The sequence below is a fragment of the Mesorhizobium sp. CNPSo 4684 genome, assembly GCF_057784315.1.
The window spans coordinates 80,302-98,817 of record NZ_JBWLUX010000015.1 but is presented as its reverse complement, the minus strand read 5'-3'; the positions used below and the strand labels follow the sequence as shown (position 1 = coordinate 98,817).

Here is an 18,516-nt window from a genome sequence, read left to right as displayed (position 1 = left end):
TGGGCAAATGGTGACAGGTTTTTTAGTCAAACCTAACGCATTTCGGTGGGCGCATCAGCCCCAATCAGCGTCAGGCCGGAGGTCAAAACATCCGAAACAGCCTGCACCAGCCCTAGTCTGGCATATGTCAATTGTCGGTCGTTAACCTTAACAAAACGTAAGTCGGGATTATCGGTGCCCCGATTCCAGTGGCCATGAAAGCTGGAGGCCAGATCGTAGAGGTAGAATGCCAGCCGATGCGGCTCCAGCGCAAGGGCTGCGGATTCGATCAGCCGGGGATATTCAGCCAGCTTCCGGATCAGGCCGATCTCGCCCTCATCGGTCAGCGACGCCGAGGCGGCCGCCAGGCTTTTGCGGTCGAAATTGGCTTCGCCCAACTGCTCGCTCGCTTGCCGGAACACCGAATGGCAGCGCGCCGAGGCGTACTGCACGTAGAACACCGGATTGTCCTTGGATTGTTCGGTCACCTTGGCGAAGTCGAAGTCGAGCGGCGCGTCATTCTTGCGGAACAGCATCATGAAGCGCACCGCGTCCCGGCCGACCTCTTCAATGACTTCCCGCGCCGTGATGAAATTCCCAGCCCTTTTTCCCATCCGCACCGGCTCGCCGTCGCGAAACAGCTTGACCAGATTGCTAAGCAGAACCGTGAGCTTCACGTCGTCGCCGGCAATCGCCCGCGCCAGCGCTTCCAACCGCTTGACGTAACCGCCATGGTCGGCGCCCAGCACATAGATCAGATCGACAAAGCCGCGGTCGACCTTGTCCTTGAGATAGGCGACATCGGCGGCGAAATAGGTGAACGAGCCGTCGGACTTGACCAGCGCCCGGTCAATGTCGTCGCCAACCGCGGTCGAGCGGAACAAAGTCTGCTCGCGGTCTTCCCAGTCGTCCGGCTTTTCGCCCTTGGGCGGCGGCAGCTTGCCCTTGTAGATGTGGCCCTTCAGCGTCAGATCGTTGATCGCCGAGCGGATCTTCTTGGCGTTGTCGGCATGCAGCGTGCGCTCGGAGAAGAACACGTCGTGATGCACGTTGAGCAGCGCCAGGTCCTCGCGGATCATCACCATCATCGCATCTATGGCGCGGTCCTTGACGATGGCCAGCGCCTCGTCATCCGGCATTTGCAGCAGGCTGCGGCCGAACTCTTTCGCCAGCGCCTGGCCAAGAGGGACCAAATAGTCGCCGGGATAAAGGCCAGGCGGAATTTCGCCGATCTCGTCGCCGAGCGCCTCCCGATACCGCAATATGACCGAGCGGCCGAGCACGTCGATCTGACCGCCGGCGTCGTTGATGATGTATTCCTTGGTCACGTCATAGCCGGCGAAGCCCATCAGATTGGCCAGCGTGTCGCCGACCACCGCACCCCGGCAATGGCCGACATGCATCGGTCCGGTCGGGTTGGCCGACACATATTCGACATTGGTCTTCTTGCCGCCGCCGATGGTCGAGCGGCCATAGTTGCGGCCCTGCCCGAGCAGAGCGGTCAGATGCGTCTGCCAGAAAGCGTCCTTGAGCCTGAGATTGACGAAGCCCGGGCCGGCGACGTCGGCTGCGGCGACATCGGCGTCGCTGCGCAGCGCTTCCACCAGCCGTTCGGCCAGCGCGCGCGGGTTCTGCCCGGTCGGCTTGGCCAGCACCATCGCCGCATTGGTGGCGAGATCGCCATGGCTGGCGTCGCGCGGCGGCTCCACGGCGATGCGCGACAGGTCAGGCGAAACGCCATTACTGTCTTTCAAATCAAGCGCTTCGACGGCTTTTGTGATTCGCGCGCTGAAATCGGCGAAGATGTTCATGGGTCTTGCTCTGGCGGACTGTGCAGGAGAACCGGCTCATTGGCCGGCAAATCGCGCCCGCCCTAGCTTAAATCGGGCGTATGGTCAAACAGACGGCGGTGTTCCTTCAAGGCATAGGTGTCCGTCATCCCCGCCAGGAAATCGGCGACGCTGCGCGCCTTGATGCGATCCTCGGCCCGATCGAGCCCTTCGCGCCAGCCATCCGGCATGGCGCGCGGATCGGCGAAATAGACATCGAACAGGTCGCGCACGATCTGCTCGGCGTCGCCACGCACGCGCATCACCTCATCGTGCCGGTAGAGGTGCTTGTAGAGAAACGCCTTCAAATCCTTCTCGGTCGCCGCCATGCCGGCGGAAAACGTCACCATCGTCTCGCCCGCCGCCCGCACCGCTTCGGCACTGTCGGGCTTGATGCGCTCCAGGTTGGCGGTGGTCGAAACGATGACATCCTCGACCATCATGGTGATCTGTCGGCGCATCAACTCATGGCCGGTGCGCACATCGTCAAGGCCGGGATAGCGCGCGCGCACGCTTTCGAGGATCGATCCCGGCAGGGCAACCGTCTCCAGCATGTCCAGGGTCAGGAAGCCGGAGCGTAGGCCGTCATCTATGTCATGGGTGTTGTAGGCGATGTCGTCGGCAATCGCCGCGCACTGCGCCTCGATGCCGGCGAAATGGTCGAGTTCGAGGTCGTGCAGCTCGGAATAGTCACGGATCGCCTGCGGCACCAGGCCCTTGAGGCCCTTTCCCTTGGCGTCGGTCAGCGGGCCATTGTGCTTGACCAGGCCTTCCAGAGTCTCCCAGGTCAGGTTCAGCCCGTCGAACTCGGCATAGCGCCGCTCCAGCCGCGTCACCACGCGCAGCGACTGCGCATTGTGGTCGAAGCCGCCCCATTGGGACATCCGCTCGTTCAGCGCGTCCTCGCCGGTATGGCCGAACGGCGTGTGGCCGAAATCGTGCACCAGGGCGACCGCCTCGGCCAGATCCTCATCGCCGCGCAGCGCCCGCGCCAGAGCCCGCGCAATCTGCGCCACCTCGATCGAATGCGTTAGCCTGGTGCGATAGTGGTCGCCCTCATGCGCCACGAATACTTGCGTCTTGTGCTTCAGCCGGCGGAACGCGGTGGAATGGATGATACGGTCGCGGTCGCGCTGGAACGGCGTGCGGGTCGGGCTTTCGACCTCGTCATAAAGCCGCCCACGCGACTTGGCGGGATCACTGGCATAGGCCGCGCGCGGCCGATAGCCGAAGCCGATGTCGCCAAGCTCATTTGTCATGGCTGATGCCGCCGCAGTTGACTTGCCCCTTCCCGCTTCATACCTATCATGTGAAACCGAAAGCAAGGTGACGCCCATGGGCGCTGATGCCAAGACTGCCATGAAAGTCGAGATGACCGACTCCGCCGCCAGGCGGATCGCCAAAATCGTGTCTGGCGAAGCCGGCAAGACCGCGCTGCGCGTCTCCGTCGAAGGCGGCGGTTGCTCCGGCTTTTCCTACAAGTTCGACCTGGTCGATACCCGCAATGACGACGACGTCGCCATCGAAAAGGACGGTGCCACCGTGCTGATCGACGACCTCTCGCTGGTCTATATGGGCGGCTCGGTGATCGACTTCGTCGACGATCTGATGGGCCAGTCGTTCCAGATCCGCAACCCGAATGCAGTCGCCTCCTGCGGCTGCGGCACCAGTTTTTCCATCTAACGATATGTCTGCCATCGGCGCGGTCCGTCAGGTCGCGCTGTCGGCCGGGCGCGATCTCGATGTCACGCTGGCCTTCTGGCGTGATGTGCTCGGCCTGGGCGTGCACGCCCGCTACGATCCGCCCGGCATGGCCTTCATCATGGCCGGCGATATCAGGTTGCTGTTCACCGACGGCGTGCCGGCAGGGATCGTCTATCTCGACATAGCAGGGCTCGAAGCCTTCCACGCCGAGGCGAAAGCCGCAGGCGTTCCGTTCACCGCAGCGCCGGCGCTCGTCCACAACGATACCGAAGGCACGTTCGGCCCGGCTGGGGAAAGCGAATGGATGGCCTTTCTAAAGGACCCGGCAGGCAATACGATCGGGCTTGTCGAACGTCTCCCGCCGGAACACCCCTGAGGCCGCCATGAAAATCGTCACCTGGAACATCAACGGCGTCCGCGCCCGCATCGGCAACCTCACCCATTGGCTGACCGAGAGCCAGCCCGACATCGTCTGCCTGCAGGAAATCAAGACGGTCGACGAACAGTTCCCGCGCGCCGAGATCGAGGCGCTGGGCTACAATGTCGAAACCCATGGCCAGAAAGGTTTTAACGGCGTCGCTTTGCTGTCGAACATGCCCTTCGACGAGGTCACCAGGGGCCTGCCCGGCGACGACACGGATGAGCAGGCGCGCTTTATCGAGGGCGTATTCTCGACCGACCAGGGCGCACTGCGCGTCGCCTCGCTCTATTTGCCCAACGGCAACCCGATCGATGACGACAAGAAGTTCCCTTACAAGCTGTCCTGGATGGAGCGGCTGCATCGCTGGGCCGAGCAGCGCCTGCTTCTGGAAGAGGCGTTGGTGCTCGCCGGTGACTACAATGTCATCCCCGAGCCGATCGACGCGCGGTTTCCCGAGAACTGGCTGAGCGATGCGCTGTTCCAGCCGCAGACCCGGCAGGCCTTCCGGCGGCTGAAGAATCTCGGCTTCACCGAGGCGGTGCGCGCCGTCACCGACGCCGCCGATGTTTACACCTTCTGGGATTACCAGGCCGGCGCCTGGCAGAAGAACAACGGCATCCGGATCGACCATCTGTTGTTGTCGCCCGAAGCCGCCAACCGCTTTTCCTCGGCCTCGATCGAAAAGCACGTGCGCGCCTGGGAAAAACCGTCCGACCACGTGCCGGTGGCGATCGATCTGGCCTTGCTGCCGGCCTGATAGCTGCCGAACCCTGATATCGCCACAATCGCGCTCTTCATTCGGAAATCAGCATGGCGGCTGGGGTTCCATGACCATACGATTCCTTCTTTGTCCGATCGGCCTGGCATTTGCCATGGCTGCACCCGCAGCGGCCTTCGCCGACCAGCAGTGCCTGGCCAATGGCAAGTCGTACCAGGTTGGCCAGGTCGCTTGCCTGACGGTTTCCGACCAGAGCCACATGGCCCGCTGCGACCTCGTGCTCAACAACACCTCATGGACGAAGATCGGCGACACCTGCCCCGACAACACGATGAAGCCTCACCTGAAGGTTACGCCAATCTCGGTGCCGGCGCACAGCGCGGTGCCGACGGAACCGATCGCGAACTGATAAGTCGAGAGCTGATCTCCCCCCTTGCAGGACCCTTGCGGGGGAGATCAGCGCACGACCCTTACTGGTCGCCGCCGCCCTTGGTGAGAATATCATCCGCCAGCGATATGGCGGTGCGGCGGTCGGCTTCGCCGGCGGCGGCAAATGCCTCTTCCTGCATGCCGCGAATCCACGGCTGGTCGGCCGGCGAGGCGCGTTCGAGCGCGGCCGTCATCATCGCCAGCCCGCGCACGATCTTGCCGCTCTGGAACAGAAGATTGCCCAGCGTCGCCTGGGCGCCGGCATGGCCCTTTTCGGCAGCGAGCTGGAACCAGCGGCCGGCCTGCTTGACGCTGGCCTTCACGCCGCCCTCGCCCTTCAGGAACATCTGGCCCATCTCGAACTGGGCGTTCGGATTGCGGTAATTGGCGGCTGCGCGCATGTAATATTCCTGCGCCGCGACCTCGTTTTCCTCGACAGGGCTGCCGGGAATGCCTGTCCTGAGATAGTCGCCCAGCGCCACCAGCGCGTCGGAGACATAGCTTTCCTCCGGCGATCCTGGCTCGACATCCTGATCGACGATCTCGGAGAAGAATTTGAAGGCCGCATAGTCGTCGCGGGTCACGCCGTCGCCTTCGGCATACATGCGCGCGAGCTTCCAGGTGGCGCCTATCTGGCCGTTTTCGGCGGCGTATTTATAGGCCTCGACCGCCTGTTCCTTGTGGCCGCTCTTGTAGGCGGAGAAGCCGAACTGGAACACAGCCCACGGGCTCGATTGCGGCTTCACGCCGGTCTTGTCGTCGAACACCTTGTCGTCGAAGGCCATGGCCTGGCCCACGGCGCCAAAGATCGCAACAGCGACCAGTGCCGGAAGGACAGATGACCTCAACAACTCAGATATCCGCATAGCAATGTGTTTCTTTGGCACCGCCGGGATGGGTGACCGCGCCGTCGCGGGCAGGCCCTACCGTCTGTGCATATTTCCAGATCGCGCCGGACTGGTAGTCGGTCGTGCGCGCCTTCCAGGCCTTCGCCCTCGTTGCCAGTTCAGCCTCGGACAGGTCGACCTCGATCGTGCCTTTGGTTGCATCGATCGAGATCACATCGCCGTCCTTCAGCAGTCCGATCGGTCCGCCGACGGCAGCTTCGGGCCCGACATGGCCGATGCAGAAACCGCGCGTCGCGCCCGAAAAACGGCCGTCGGTGATGAGGGCCACCTTGCCGCCCATGCCCTGGCCGTAGAGCGCCGCCGTCGTCGACAGCATCTCGCGCATGCCCGGACCGCCGCGCGGACCTTCGTAGCGGATGACGAGAACCTCGCCTTCCCTATAGTTGCGGTGCGTGACCGCCTCGAAACATTCCTCTTCCGAATCGAAACAGCGTGCCGGGCCTGAGAATTTCAGCTCCGTCATGCCCGCGACCTTCACAATCGCGCCCTCGGGGGCAAGGTTGCCCTTCAAGCCCACGACACCGCCGGTTTGGGTGATTGGTCGGTTGGCGGGACGGACCACATCCTGGCTATCATTCCAGGCAACATGCTCCATGTTTTCGGCCAAAGTACGGCCAGTCACGGTCAGGCAGTCGCCATGCAGATAGCCATGGTCGAGCAGCGTCTTCATCAGCAGCGGAATGCCGCCGGCCTCGAACATGTCCTTGGCGACATATTTGCCGCCCGGCTTGAGGTCGGCGATGTAGGGGGTCTTTTCGAAAATCGCAGCGACGTCGAACAGGTCGAACTTGATGCCGGCTTCATGCGCGATGGCCGGCAGGTGCAAAGCCGCATTGGTCGAGCCGCCGGTGGCCGACACCACAGTCGCCGCATTCTCCAGCGCCTTCAGCGTGATGATGTCGCGCGGCCGAATGTTCTTGGCGATCAGCTCCATAATCTTTTCGCCGGAGGCGAAATTGAAGCGGTCGCGCATCTCGTAGGGCGCCGGCGCACCGCAGGAATAGGGCAGCGCCAGGCCGATCGCCTCGGCGACGGTCGCCATGGTGTTGGCAGTGAACTGGGCGCCGCAGGAGCCGGCCGACGGACACGCCGACTGCTCGATCTCGAGCAGCTCGGCATCGCTGACCGTGCCGACCGAATGCTGGCCGACCGCCTCGAACACATCCTGCACGGTGATCTGGCGGCCGCGATAGCTGCCGGGCAGGATCGAGCCGCCATAGATGAAGATCGACGGCACGTTGAGCCGCACCATGGCCATCATCATGCCGGGCAGCGACTTGTCGCAGCCGGCAAGGCCGACCAGCGCATCGTAGCAATGGCCGCGCATGGTGAGTTCGACCGAATCGGCGATCACGTCGCGCGACACCAGCGACGACTTCATGCCCTGGTGGCCCATTGCAATGCCGTCGGTGACGGTGATGGTGCAGAATTCGCGCGGCGTGCCGTTGGCGGAGGCCACACCCTTCTTGACCACTTGCGCCTGACGCATCAGCGAGATGTTGCAAGGTGCGGCTTCGTTCCAGCAGGAGGCGACGCCGACCAGCGGCTGAGCGATCTCGGCCGCCGACAGACCCATGGCATAGAGATACGAACGGTGCGGCGCACGCGCCGGACCGACGGTCACATGGCGGCTCGGGAGCTTGGCCTTGGAAATGACTTTGGCGTCCATACTCTTCCTTGCCGCGGGCGGTGCGGCCTGCCTCATCGCCGAGCCTTCTGGCGCGTGTCCCGAGACAAATTCGAGGTGCGCCGGGTTTATGGCGGGAAATGGGCAATTTGGTCGGGCGGAACTCTAGCGCGGGGGTTGTTCAGAAACTGTTGCCAAAACGTCACAATCCCGAGGGGCGGCGCAGGTGAGGCGTATCTGCAACGCAAGCCTTCGCCGGCATGGCTCGCCGCCGTGCCCGCAAACGAAAAAGGCCGAGCATTGCCCGACCTTTTTCTCTTCAATTTCTGGGGCTTAGAACTTGATCTTGATACCGCCCGAAATGGCGGTGACCAAATCGTTGCCAAAATCATAACTGACGTCCGTGCCAGCCACGTAGCCGTTTTCGTCGGTCAGGGTTCCGGAATGGCCGCTGGTCAGCACACCGACCGCACCCGCCAGACGCACTTCAATATTGGCCGTGGGCGTATAGGCGACGCCGCCACCCAGCGTCCAGGTATCGGTCTGCGAGCCCACGCCATGGGCTGTACCGCGATCCCACGAAATCTGGGCGGCGCCGCTCCACTGGTCGTTGAATTTGTGGCCAATGCCGGAAGTGACAGTCCAGCCGTCGCGATACATCAGATCAAGCGAGGTCATCCTAACCGGGAAAGGGGAAACCGTCGTGCAGGGTGCCAGGCCTTTTGAGGCCTGCGAACAGATCGGAATGCTCTGCAACACGCTCCAGTTGACCCACTTGATCGACCCGAAGGCGAGCCAGCCGGGCGCGATGCCGGACTGAAGCTTCAATTCCACGGAATCCGGCATGGACGCTTCGCCATAAATGTCGGTCGGCTCAAGAGCGCCGACTTTCGTCAAATCGAGCGTGCCGGAGAGGTTGTCGAGCTTCACCTGCGAATTGTAGACGAGGCTGGCGCGCAAAGCGATTTCGGGGATTTCGTAAGCAATGCCAGCGCGCCAGCCCCAGCCGGTACCTTTGAGATCAACGCGGCCGGTGAGGCTGAAGTCGGGGAGAGCCGGCGACACAAGGCTTTCCTTGAAGCCGTAGACTTCCTGATAGAACACACCGCCGATAAAGCGAAGCTGGCCCTTGCCTGCATCCATCTTGTAGGAGCAGGTGGCGGCGTAGTTGTTGCTCTTGATATCCGTTTCCATGTTTGACTGGGCGCCGGCCCACTGACCAGGGGAGGTATGCGCGCCCCATGGCTGCGAATAATCCGCCATACAGTCGACGCCCTGCACGATCTGAGCCTTGAAGCCGATGCGCGGCACCCAGTAGCTCTCGCTGTCATCGGCCGTGCTCGAACCAATCACGGTGCCGTTAAACGGGTCGGTATCGACCGCATTTTTGAGCTTGCGCTGCGGCATTACGAAGGTCGCCTCGGCTTCCGAGGCGAACGGCGCCGGATCGAACAAAAGATCGATGTCGTAGCCGCCGCGCTCTATGCCCCCGGCATGCGCCGGCCCCACCGCCGATCCGATCAAGCCCAGCGAAAAACACCCCGCCCCCAGCAGTGTTTTCAAACGCAAATTGCTCATGGATGTCCTCCCCGAAATACTAGTGCGTCAAGCTAGAACCAATTCAGGTTAACGGTGCAACAATGAAATCACATAGCGTACACGTACACTCTTGCGGACCGCATTTCGAACACAGTGGCGGCCTGGCCAGCAGGTCCGAAAATGGCCATTTGGGAGGCACATTAGGAAAAAAATCAGAAGAAACGCTTAAAACGGCACGAAATCCGGCTGTTTTGCCGGCATTCCGCCCGATTGTTACATTATGGCAACAATGGGGCTGAAACTTTCCGTTTACGTCAATATTAACGCAACGGAATGCCTATTTTTCGGGCAAAAGAGCAGTCGCGACGCGCTTGTCGGCGCCTCGCGAATCCGGTGTTCAACCGGCGTCGCGCACCCTGGTCAACGCCACCGAAAGCTTCTCCTGCTGATCACGGTATTCATCGAGTTTTTCGCGCTCGGCTGCAACGATCTCTTCCGGCGCGCTGGCGACGAATCTTTCGTTAGACAGCTTCTTGTGCAACCGGGCGATTTCCTCGGTCACCTTGGCCAGTTCCTTCTGCAGCCGCGCCGCCTCGGCGGAGAGATCGATCAGGCTGCCGAGCGGCAGGCAGATGATCGCTTCGTTGAGCACGATCTGGGCCGAGCCCTTGGGTGCTGCGTCCTGCAGCGAGATGTCGCCGACCCGCGCCAGCCGCTTAATGGCGGAAGCATGGCGTTCCAGCCTCTGATGGGTCTCGGCGCTTGCGCCGACCACCACCAGCGGCGCGATCGCTGCCGGCGGCACGTTCATCTCCGAGCGCACAGAGCGTATGCCGGAGACCAGATCGACCAGCCAGTTGATGTCGGCGGCCGCATCCGCGTCCTCGAAGTCTGGTGATGGCCAGGCGGCGTGGCAAAGCAGCGTTGCGCGCGTCCTGCCCTCGCCTGCCGTCTGCGCCCACAATTCCTCGGTCATGAACGGCATCATCGGATGCAGGAGCTTGTAGATTTCGTCGAGCACGAAGGCGACGCAGGCGCGGCTTTCCGCCTTGGCTGCCTCGTCAGTGCCCATGAACACCGGCTTCAGAAGTTCCAGATACCAGTCGCAGAACAGGTTCCAGACAAAGCGGTAGGCAGCGCCCGCCGCCTCGTTGAAGCGGTAGCTGGTAATGCCCTCGGTGATCGCGTGCGACGCCCTGGTCAGCTCGGTCAGGATCCAGCGGTTGACCGGCAGCTTGGCGTCGTTCAACCAGAAATCGTCATTGCGCGCGACCTCGTTCATCTCGGCAAAGCGCGTCGCGTTCCATAGCTTGGTGCCGAAATTGCGGTAGCCGGCGATGCGCGCCGGATCGAGCTTCACATCGCGCCCCTGCGCCGCCATCACCGTCAGCGTGAAGCGCAGTGCGTCGGCGCCAAACTCGTCGATGAGGTCGAGTGGATCGATGACGTTGCCCTTCGACTTCGACATCTTCTGCCCGTTCTTGTCGCGCACCAGCGCATGCACATAGACGGTGTGGAATGGCTCCTCGTGCATGAAGTGCAGGCCCATCATCATCATCCGGGCGACCCAGAAGAAGATGATGTCGAAGCCGGTCACCAGCACGTCGGTCTGGTAGTAGGTCTTCAGTTCCGGCGTGTGGTCCGGCCAGCCCAGCGTCGAGAACGGCCACAGTGCCGAGGAGAACCAGGTGTCGAGCACATCCTCGTCACGGGTCAGGATCTCGCCCGGCTTGAAATTCTCGAGCTTGTCCTCGACCCAGGCCTTCCACGGCCCTTCCAGCGCCAGATAATATTCGATGGCAGCGGCCAGCGCCTCTTCCTCGGTCTTCTCGACAAAGACGCGCCCGTCAGGCCCGTACCAGGCCGGGATCTGGTGGCCCCACCACAACTGGCGCGAAATGCACCAGGGCTGGATGTTCTCCATCCAGTCGAAATAGGTCTTTTCCCAGTTCTTCGGCACGAAGTTGGTACGGCCTTCGCGCACCGAGGCGATCGCCGGTTTGGCGAGTTCGGCGGCATTGGCATACCACTGCTCGGTCAGGAACGGCTCGATCGGCACGCCGCCGCGGTCGCCATGCGGCACGGCATGACGGTGCGGCTCGACCTTGTCGAGGAAGCCGCCGGCCTCCATCAGCTCCACAATCTTCCTGCGCGCGACGAAACGGTCGAGACCGTCGAGTTCGTCCCAGACGGCCTGGCGCTCCGGCGTGATCTCAAGGCCGGCGAGGAAGTCCTCGTTGTCCGTCAGTTTGATGGCTGCCTCGATGGTCAGGATGTTGATGGCCGGCAGCTTGTGGCGCTTGCCGACCTCGAAATCGTTGAAGTCGTGGGCCGGCGTGATCTTGACCGCGCCGGAGCCTTTTTCCGGATCGGAATACTCGTCAGCCACAACAGGGATCTTCCGGCCGACGATCGGCAGGACGACATTCTTGCCGACCAGATGCCGGTAGCGCTCGTCGTCCGGGTGCACGGCGACCGCCGTATCGCCCAGCATCGTCTCCGGGCGGGTCGTCGCCACGGTGATGAAGGTTTTCGGATTTTCCGGATCGAACGCCTCGCCCTCGATCGGGTAGCGGAAGTGCCACAGATTGCCGTTGACCTCCTGCGGCTCGACCTCGAGGTCGGAGATCGCCGTCAACAACTTCGGGTCCCAGTTCACAAGGCGCTTGTCCTTGTAGATCAGCCCCTGCTTGTACAGGCTGACGAAGACTTCGAGCACGGCCTTGGACAGGCCTTCATCCATGGTGAAGCGCTCGCGCGACCAGTCGGCCGAGGCGCCGAGGCGCTTCAGCTGGTTGAAGATGGCGCCGCCGGATTCGGCCTTCCACTCCCAGACCTTCTCGATGAATTGTTCGCGGGTGAGGTCGCGGCGATGGATCTGTTTTTCCATCAGCTGGCGTTCGACCACCATCTGCGTGGCAATGCCGGCATGGTCCATGCCGGGCTGCCACAGCACATTCTTGCCGCGCATGCGCTCGAAGCGCACCAGGATGTCCTGCAGCGTGTTGTTGAGCGCGTGGCCCATATGCAGCGAGCCGGTGACGTTGGGCGGCGGGATGACGATGGTGAAGGCCTCGGCCCCCTCCTCTGCCCCGGCGCCGGCGCGGAAGGCGTCCGCCTCTTCCCATATTTTGGCGATCTTGGGCTCGACGGTCTTGGCGTCGTAGGTCTTTTCAAGCATGGGAAATGGTCCGCGCTGTCGGGAGTTTGCTGGTCCGGTGTAAATCGGAAGGTTTTGGCCAAGTCAACCGCAGGGCGGCCTGGTCCTTCACCGGCAAATAGGCGTCGCCCCGGTCATTTCAACGGGAAGGCCATGCCCGTGTTTTCATTGCCGCGGATATCGACGGCAACCTGATCGCTTTTGCCACAGCAGCCAAGGGAAGCTGAAGCTCACAAAAAGCTCAGGGCCGCGCTTTTCCTCTTCGGGCTCGGCGGAATTACTGCGCACCGCGCGCGACGCGCTCGATTTCCTCGCGCACCAGGCGCTCGACCAGCGTCGGCAGATTGTTGTCCAGCCAATCCTGCAGCATCGGCCGCAGCATCTCCTCGGCCATCTCGTCGAAGGTCTTCTTGCTGCGGCTGGCAAAGGCGTCGGAGAGCTCGCCGAAAGCCGCTGCGACCTGCCGTCCGGTGTGTTCCGAAACGATCGCCGGGCGAACCGATGTTGCATCGGCCTGGCGCGCCTGCTCGCTGCGCGACGGGCCTGACTCGAAAGCCGACTCGGCTGCGAGATCGTCCTCGAAAGCCTCGATCTCCGCCGCAGCAGCCTGCCGCTTCCCGGTCTCTTGCTGCCTGACCTCTTCCTGCCTGACCTCTTGCTGCCTGATCTCTTGCGGCCTGACGTCTAGCGGCTTGGCCACATCGGCGGGCTTTGTCTGACTGCCCACGGCTGCAATTTCGCGCCGCCAATCGGTGACGATGGAATCGGTGGTCTCCGCCTTTGGCCGGGCCGGCGCTTCTGTCCTGGCCGCCGTGGCAGACTCGCTGGCTATTCTGGCGCTCACTTCCGCCAGGGTCATCGGCGCATGCGTGGGGGGCGCGACGGTTGTAGCAGCAGGATTTGCCGGCGTGGCCGGCTTCACCGAAGCCGGCTCGGAGCGCGGCTCCAGCCGTGCCGCGACAGGTTCGGCCAGTTGCGCCTGCACCTCGGCCAGCGTCAACGGCTTCTTGCTTTCGGCCACGCTGTGCAGATCGCTGCGGAAGGCCTCGACATCCGAGGCCGGCCCGGCGGCAGGTACAAGGTCCTGACGCAACTCATCGGCGTCACCCGGCTGCTTGCGGCCGGTGTCGCTGTCTTCGATGATCCTTCTGATGGAAGCCAGTATTTCTTCCGGCGCTGTAGTGACCCGTTCTAAGATTCTCTGTCCGTCAAAGCCGGACACGAATCATGGCGACAGCGTAGCCGACGGATCGCCATCGGAGAATCCCCAATCTCGGGAGATGCGGGATTTCAACAATTTAGACATGGCAGCGAACCGAAAACCTTCTTCGGAAAAGATCCTGTCGGTACAAAAGGATAACGCCGCGCATCCCTGGGATGCGCGGCGCTCCAACACTCCAATCCTGGCGGGACTTGAAACCGCCTGGGCGCGATCAGCGGCCGTCCGGTGTGCGCAGACCGATCCACTTGTCCTTGACGGCTCTGTAGTGCTCTTCAGGCTTGTACTTCACCACATTCAACGCCAGGCGCTCGACCGACAGGCGGCCCATGGCCGAAAGAATAGCATAGCTCGCCACCACCACATCGCGCTCGGAGGTGGCAAGGTTGATCTTGGCGCTGATGACATCGTTCTGGGCGTTCAGCACATCGAGCGTCGTGCGCTGGCCGACATTGCGCTCTTCGATAACGCCGTTCAAAGCCAACTGCGCGGCGGCGATCACCTGCCGGTTGGCCGCGACGCTCTCCTGTGCAGAGGTGTATTGCGTCCATGCCGATGTCACCGCCTGACGCACCTGGTCGCGGCTGACATCGACCTCAATGCGAGCCTGGCTGAGCGATTCCTTCGACTGGCGGACCAGGGCCGAGGTGCGGCCACCCGAATAGATCGGAATGGTCAGCGTCGCACCAATGTTAGCGGAACGGGTAGTGCCATTCTGCGACGTCAAGGTTTCCGGCGAGTTTTTGGAGTAGTCGTCCGAAACGCCGGCGGAAGCGGAAAGCTGCGGCAGCAGCGCACCTTCGTGCGACTTCACTTGAAATGCGGCCGCGTCGACCAGATGTTCGGTAGAAAGAATGGCCGGATGTTCGGTCGCCGCGATGTCGATCGCCGCATCGAGGCTCCTCGGCAAAAGCTTCGCCAATGGCGACGCCGCCTTGAGGTTGCCCGGCTCGTCACCGACGATCTGGCGATAGGTTGCGGCACTGGCCAGTGCCTGCGCGCGCGCCGCACTCAACTGCGCCACCGCCTCCGAGCGCGAGGCGTCGGCCTGCGCCACGTCGGTGCGCGTGCCCTCGCCGACCTCAAAGCGCGAGCGCGCCGCGCGCGCCTGCTCGGTCAGGAACTGCAAATTCTGTTCGGTCAGCACCGCCACCTGACGGTCATGGATGACATCCATGTAGGCGCTTGCCGCGTTGAACAGCGTATTCTCTTCGGTGTTGCGCAGGCTCTCGACCGACGCCTTGACCTGCGCCTCGGCTGCCGCGACGTTGTTCTTGGTCTGAAACCCGTCAAAAAGCATCTGATTGATGGCGACGCCGAAGCTCCCGGTTGTCAGACGAGTGCCGGTGTTTGAACCGTTGAGGTGCCGGCTGGCGTAGCCGACGTCCGCACTCCCGGTAATGACCGGCCTGTATCCCGACTTGGCGATCGCCACGCCCTCATCGGTGACGCGCACGCCCGCACGGGCCGAATTCAGCGACGAATTGTTCTGGTAGGCCTTGGAAAGCGCGCCGAGAATGGTTTCCGCCGAGGCGGCTATCGGCGAAAGCGCTGTCGCGGAAATAAGGACGGTAGCAAACAAGCTTTTGGCTAAGGACGGCACTTTAAATCCCTCATTCGTTTTGCACGGGAACCACGCCACGCCAGCCCACCCCTAGGGATCAGCCGGCGCCGCGTCGATTTATCGTTCCCCCGCTGACGGCCTCCCGAAACACCGGTTAACCAAATCAGCAACGATTGTCCAATCGCAAGCCAACATGACAGCGCCTTTGCTGCAAGGTAAAATCACTTAGAATTCGAACGCATGAATGCGTTCAAATCCCGGTAGTGGCTTAATTGCCGCATTAAATGCCCGTCTTCCGGTTACAACCCCCCCTGCTTTGAAAAACAAACGGGCCACACCCGCATTGCCCTGCCCTTCGACGGCGACCAGACGGCCACCTTCGGCGAGTTGGCCGAGCAGCGCCGCCGGCACTTCCTCGACGCTGCCGCCGATCAGAATCACATTGTAGGGCGCTTTGGCGGCATGGCCCTGCGGCAGCGGCCCGGCGACCACGGTGACATTGTCGCAGCCCTGCGCCGAGAGTGCGGCTTTGGCCGTCTCTGCCAGCGCGGCATCGCTTTCCAGAGCAATGACGGATTTTGCCAGCCTGGACAGGAGTGCTGCGCAATAGCCGGTGCCGCAGCCGACATCGAGTACCGAATCGCCGGCAGCGATCTCCGCCAGCTGTAAAAGCTTGGCCAGCGGCGACGGCTCCATGAGGTAGCGCGCTCCGCTACCGTCGGCGCCGTCGGAAATGCGGATATCCTCGTCAATATAGGCAAGAGCCTGTTGGCCGGCCCCGACAAAGGCCTCGCGCGGCACGGCAAGCATGGCATCGAGCAATGCTGCGTCTGTCACGTCGGTGGTGCGGACCTGGCCGTCGACCATCTTGACGCGAAGCTCGGAGAAATCAGCGCTCATGTCCCAACCAATCCGTCAAAAACCAATGCGCCGAAATGCGCTTGCCGCGCCAACACTGCGGCGCATTCGACCGGAACTCAAGCCCCCGCCGCGCGGGAGCTGAAGCAACTGGAGGCCTCGCCCGGAATCGAACCGGGGTGCAAGGATTTGCAGTCCTCTGCGTAACCACTCCGCCACGAGGCCTCGTCGCTCCCGGCGAGCGAACTCAATATGGTGGCGACGAAAGGTCGTCAAGCGCCCGCGCAGCATTCCGGCGCGCTTTCCGCGTCAGCCTCCGCAACGTGGTTCCGAGCGGCTTAATCTCTTGGCACGCCAGCATATTAGCCGGTCATTAAGCGTGACCGAGAGGCAGACGAAACTCGAACCCATGGCTCTGCGTAGCGGAAGATGGAGGTAATTCATGCGTCGGCCCGCGGCAGACCGGGAATCCAACACATCGGGCAGATTGTCGCTGCTGCGCTGCGAACAGCTTGTGCGCTACGCGATCGACCGCCTTGCCATCGAGGGCGCAAGCCGGCTCTCGCCGCACGATCGCGCGCGGCCGGCTTCAGCGGCTGCCGTCCTCAAGGAAATCTGCGAGGGGGCTGGAAAAGCGCAGCGACGGCTGAGCCGGGACCGTGCGCCCATCACATTCAACCCGGCCGCCTGCGTCGTTCCCACCAGACGACGAACCGCCGCCGCTGGCGGCGCACCGCGGCAAATTCGTAGGAAAGCACCAAAAGGCCGAGCGGAATCATCCAGAAACCGAGAATCGGCAGGAAGCCGAGAATGCCGAAAAACACCAGCACGCCGCCGATGGCGATCCTGAGGCCGCGTGAGCGCGGCATGGTGAACTCGCGGCCGAACACCGAAATTTTCCGCGCCGATGCCTGGTTTTCGCCTGCTGCAGTCATGTCGAACTCGATCCGGTTGCCACCAGTTAAAGCCATATATGGTAAAGGCTGCAATTGCCCTTTCGGTTCCGCCGACCAGGGCCGGACGGCGTCCAAGACCGCTCATATGTGGTGTCATCGGGCGATTGCCAGAAACCATCGCATGAAAAAGCGCTAAAAAATGCGAAATGCTTCTTTGCAAAGCCGAAACGGGTTTGCTATAGGCTGCGCCACTCACATGAGAGCCTCTGTTCCCCGGTAGCTCAGTGGTAGAGCAACCGGCTGTTAACCGGTTGGTCGCTGGTTCGAATCCGGCCCGGGGAGCCAACATTTCCATAGGTTTCAGAGTTGCAGGAACAGCCGAAAATTGGCTGGTCTACAGCATATCTACACAACTCGACTTCGCTAGGCGCCGATCGGCACGAGATCGCTCGAAGGAGAGAAAATGGCCGTGGAACACGTTTTTGACGATTTGATCGGCCTGCAACGGACACGGCCGAGACGGAATTGGCGCGCCTTTGCTGCAGCATTGGCGATTCGCCTCGCCTTCGCCGCCCCGATGCTCTCCAGCCGGGGTCAGCCTGAGATAATTTCGTAGCTAAGGATCTGAGCGTCGCTGAGGGACGACCTCCGCCCAGGCGAGATGACGCCGGAGCCGAACAGGAGAACGGCTTCACGGCGAACGAACACTTCATGGTCGGGCCCAGTCGACACAAATGTGCCCGACGAGCTTCGCTCAACAAGCCCCGCCCTGCCGTTCGAAATGGTGAAGGTCGCGTGGTGCCTTGAGACCCAGGGCCGCGGGACGACGATATTGCATTCAGGAGATCGGCCGATGGTCACGAATTCGTTGTTGCGGCAAGATCGCAACTGATCCCCATAACGGATGACCAGATTGATGTGCCTTGGCGGGGCGAACCGCCTATCGATAATGGTGCCCCGGCTGGCGATCTGCGTAGTGAGTGCCCCATCATCGCCACCCAGGGTATAGACGTCGAACGGCTCTTCCTTCCCCTTGAAGGGCATTTTGTCGATGAGCCGCAAGGAACTGCGGCCCTCTGAGGAAAGGGCTTCGAAGAAGCTCTGGCTGATCAGCACCTCCCCCGGGTTGGCCGTGGTGGACAACCTTGCGGTGACATTGACAACGTCGCCGAATACTTCGCCCCGCGTGCGAATAACCGCCCCGAAGTGCAATCCGATCCGGGTGGTCAGCGACCCTCTCGTCAGCTGGCTGACAATTTGACGGACGGCCCTCAGCGCCCCCTCTGGCCGCTCGAACAGGCTAAGCACGTCATCGCCCTTCGAGTGGATGAAATCACCGCCGTTCCGGGCGGCGATCTCGCGTATCGCGTCTAGGCAATCCGAGACCTGCTGCAGAGCGGCATCGTCGCCGATACGCTCATAGAGCGGCGTGCTGCCCACCACATCGGCTAAGAGGACTGCGGCTAGAACTCTTTCCTGATCCATCGTCCTAAAGCTCCGGCACCGGCCTGTGCTTGCGTTGTAGAATGCACGGCAGCGCAGTGTGGCGCTACCGTCAGCACGACATGGTGGGCCTGGCCCGCCTGCCTCTGATGGCCGTCCGGGCGGTTGCAGTGCTGATGCTGCCGGCCGCCGGCTGACTTGGGCGATCATACCATTAAGGGC

General features: G+C 62.3%; 15 protein-coding genes and 2 tRNA genes. 5 read left to right on the top strand and 12 right to left on the bottom strand.

Translation table 11 applies throughout. The annotated features are described in order from the left end of the window. Positions 1–32: 32 nt before the first annotated feature. Together argS and AC04SG_RS16045 are read right to left on the bottom strand one after the other, a co-directional pair. A complete protein-coding gene (gene argS, locus AC04SG_RS16050) occupies positions 33–1,790 on the bottom strand; it encodes an arginine--tRNA ligase (RefSeq protein ID WP_488551837.1) in 1,758 nt (585 codons plus the stop codon). A 62-nt stretch (positions 1,791–1,852) separates the two neighbouring features. Then, entirely contained in the window at positions 1,853–3,067 is a 1,215-nt protein-coding gene (locus tag AC04SG_RS16045; RefSeq protein WP_488551836.1) for a deoxyguanosinetriphosphate triphosphohydrolase, read from the bottom strand. 76 nt (positions 3,068–3,143) lie between these two features. Here AC04SG_RS16045 and erpA point away from each other — a divergent pair, with 76 nt between their 5' ends. The 4 genes from erpA to AC04SG_RS16025 all read left to right on the top strand — a co-directional run bounded on the left by erpA (position 3,144) and on the right by AC04SG_RS16025 (position 5,060). After that, positions 3,144–3,491 carry an iron-sulfur cluster insertion protein ErpA gene (erpA, locus tag AC04SG_RS16040; RefSeq protein ID WP_142865088.1) on the top strand — a complete coding sequence of 116 codons (348 nt, stop codon included), beginning with the start codon at positions 3,144–3,146 and terminating at the stop codon, positions 3,489–3,491. A gap of 4 nt (positions 3,492–3,495) precedes the next feature. Next, entirely contained in the window at positions 3,496–3,888 is a 393-nt protein-coding gene (locus tag AC04SG_RS16035; protein WP_488551835.1) for a VOC family protein, read from the top strand. Positions 3,889–3,895: 7 nt separating this feature from the next. After that, positions 3,896–4,690, top strand: a complete 795-nt coding sequence (xth, locus tag AC04SG_RS16030; protein WP_488551834.1) for an exodeoxyribonuclease III — start codon at positions 3,896–3,898, stop codon at positions 4,688–4,690. 115 nt (positions 4,691–4,805) lie between these two features. Beyond that, positions 4,806–5,060: a hypothetical protein gene (locus AC04SG_RS16025; protein WP_488551833.1), complete on the top strand. Its 255-nt coding sequence runs from the start codon at positions 4,806–4,808 to the stop codon at positions 5,058–5,060. A 61-nt stretch (positions 5,061–5,121) separates the two neighbouring features. Here the strand turns inward: AC04SG_RS16025 and AC04SG_RS16020 are convergent, their stop codons facing one another. From AC04SG_RS16020 to AC04SG_RS15980, 9 genes are all read right to left on the bottom strand, one after another. Beyond that, the gene (locus AC04SG_RS16020) at positions 5,122–5,946 is read right to left on the bottom strand and encodes a tetratricopeptide repeat protein (protein WP_112564806.1); all 825 of its coding nucleotides are present in this window, start codon (positions 5,944–5,946) and stop codon (positions 5,122–5,124) included. Continuing rightward, positions 5,933–7,657 (bottom strand): dihydroxy-acid dehydratase, encoded by a 1,725-nt coding sequence (ilvD, locus tag AC04SG_RS16015; RefSeq protein ID WP_488551832.1) that lies wholly within the window; start codon positions 7,655–7,657, stop codon positions 5,933–5,935. The genes AC04SG_RS16020 and ilvD overlap by 14 nt, the downstream gene beginning before the upstream one ends. Positions 7,658–7,948: 291 nt before the next feature. Continuing rightward, entirely contained in the window at positions 7,949–9,193 is a 1,245-nt protein-coding gene (locus AC04SG_RS16010; RefSeq protein WP_488551831.1) for an OmpP1/FadL family transporter, read from the bottom strand. 358 nt (positions 9,194–9,551) lie between these two features. Further along, complete coding sequence (locus AC04SG_RS16005; RefSeq protein WP_488551830.1) at positions 9,552–12,335, bottom strand: valine--tRNA ligase; 2,784 nt, start codon at positions 12,333–12,335, stop codon at positions 9,552–9,554. Between the two features lie 256 nt (positions 12,336–12,591). After that, positions 12,592–13,536, bottom strand: coding sequence for a PopZ family protein (locus AC04SG_RS16000; RefSeq protein WP_488551829.1), 945 nt, complete (start codon positions 13,534–13,536; stop codon positions 12,592–12,594). A 211-nt stretch (positions 13,537–13,747) separates the two neighbouring features. Continuing rightward, entirely contained in the window at positions 13,748–15,136 is a 1,389-nt protein-coding gene (locus AC04SG_RS15995) for a TolC family outer membrane protein (protein WP_203278402.1), read from the bottom strand. Positions 15,137–15,322: 186 nt separating this feature from the next. Then, on the bottom strand, positions 15,323–15,997 hold the full coding sequence (locus AC04SG_RS15990) for a protein-L-isoaspartate O-methyltransferase family protein (RefSeq protein WP_488551828.1): 675 nt from the start codon (positions 15,995–15,997) through the stop codon (positions 15,323–15,325). Between the two features lie 109 nt (positions 15,998–16,106). After that, positions 16,107–16,180, bottom strand: a tRNA-Cys gene (locus tag AC04SG_RS15985). Positions 16,181–16,629: 449 nt separating this feature from the next. Further along, positions 16,630–16,890 (bottom strand): hypothetical protein, encoded by a 261-nt coding sequence (locus AC04SG_RS15980; protein ID WP_192257346.1) that lies wholly within the window; start codon positions 16,888–16,890, stop codon positions 16,630–16,632. A gap of 231 nt (positions 16,891–17,121) precedes the next feature. Between AC04SG_RS15980 and AC04SG_RS15975 the strand changes: the two genes are divergently transcribed. Beyond that, a tRNA-Asn gene (locus AC04SG_RS15975) sits at positions 17,122–17,196 on the top strand. Between the two features lie 249 nt (positions 17,197–17,445). Here the strand turns inward: AC04SG_RS15975 and AC04SG_RS15970 are convergent. Further along, positions 17,446–18,336 (bottom strand): adenylate/guanylate cyclase domain-containing protein, encoded by an 891-nt coding sequence (locus AC04SG_RS15970; RefSeq protein ID WP_488551827.1) that lies wholly within the window; start codon positions 18,334–18,336, stop codon positions 17,446–17,448. Positions 18,337–18,516: the final 180 nt, after the last annotated feature.

Bases quoted from the DNA above. Each gene is read 5' to 3' on its own strand.
- argS (WP_488551837.1), bottom strand. From the start codon at position 1,790: ATGAACATCTTCGCCGATTTCAGCGCGCGAATCACAAAAGCCGTCGAA.
- AC04SG_RS16045 (WP_488551836.1), bottom strand. From the start codon at position 3,067: ATGACAAATGAGCTTGGCGACATCGGCTTCGGCTATCGGCCGCGCGCG.
- erpA (WP_142865088.1), top strand. From the start codon at position 3,144: ATGGGCGCTGATGCCAAGACTGCCATGAAAGTCGAGATGACCGACTCC.
- AC04SG_RS16035 (WP_488551835.1), top strand. From the start codon at position 3,496: ATGTCTGCCATCGGCGCGGTCCGTCAGGTCGCGCTGTCGGCCGGGCGC.
- xth (WP_488551834.1), top strand. From the start codon at position 3,896: ATGAAAATCGTCACCTGGAACATCAACGGCGTCCGCGCCCGCATCGGC.
- AC04SG_RS16025 (WP_488551833.1), top strand. From the start codon at position 4,806: ATGGCTGCACCCGCAGCGGCCTTCGCCGACCAGCAGTGCCTGGCCAAT.
- AC04SG_RS16020 (WP_112564806.1), bottom strand. From the start codon at position 5,946: ATGCGGATATCTGAGTTGTTGAGGTCATCTGTCCTTCCGGCACTGGTC.
- ilvD (WP_488551832.1), bottom strand. From the start codon at position 7,657: ATGGACGCCAAAGTCATTTCCAAGGCCAAGCTCCCGAGCCGCCATGTG.
- AC04SG_RS16010 (WP_488551831.1), bottom strand. From the start codon at position 9,193: ATGAGCAATTTGCGTTTGAAAACACTGCTGGGGGCGGGGTGTTTTTCG.
- AC04SG_RS16005 (WP_488551830.1), bottom strand. From the start codon at position 12,335: ATGCTTGAAAAGACCTACGACGCCAAGACCGTCGAGCCCAAGATCGCC.
- AC04SG_RS15990 (WP_488551828.1), bottom strand. From the start codon at position 15,997: ATGAGCGCTGATTTCTCCGAGCTTCGCGTCAAGATGGTCGACGGCCAG.
- AC04SG_RS15980 (WP_192257346.1), bottom strand. From the start codon at position 16,890: ATGACTGCAGCAGGCGAAAACCAGGCATCGGCGCGGAAAATTTCGGTG.
- AC04SG_RS15970 (WP_488551827.1), bottom strand. From the start codon at position 18,336: ATGGATCAGGAAAGAGTTCTAGCCGCAGTCCTCTTAGCCGATGTGGTG.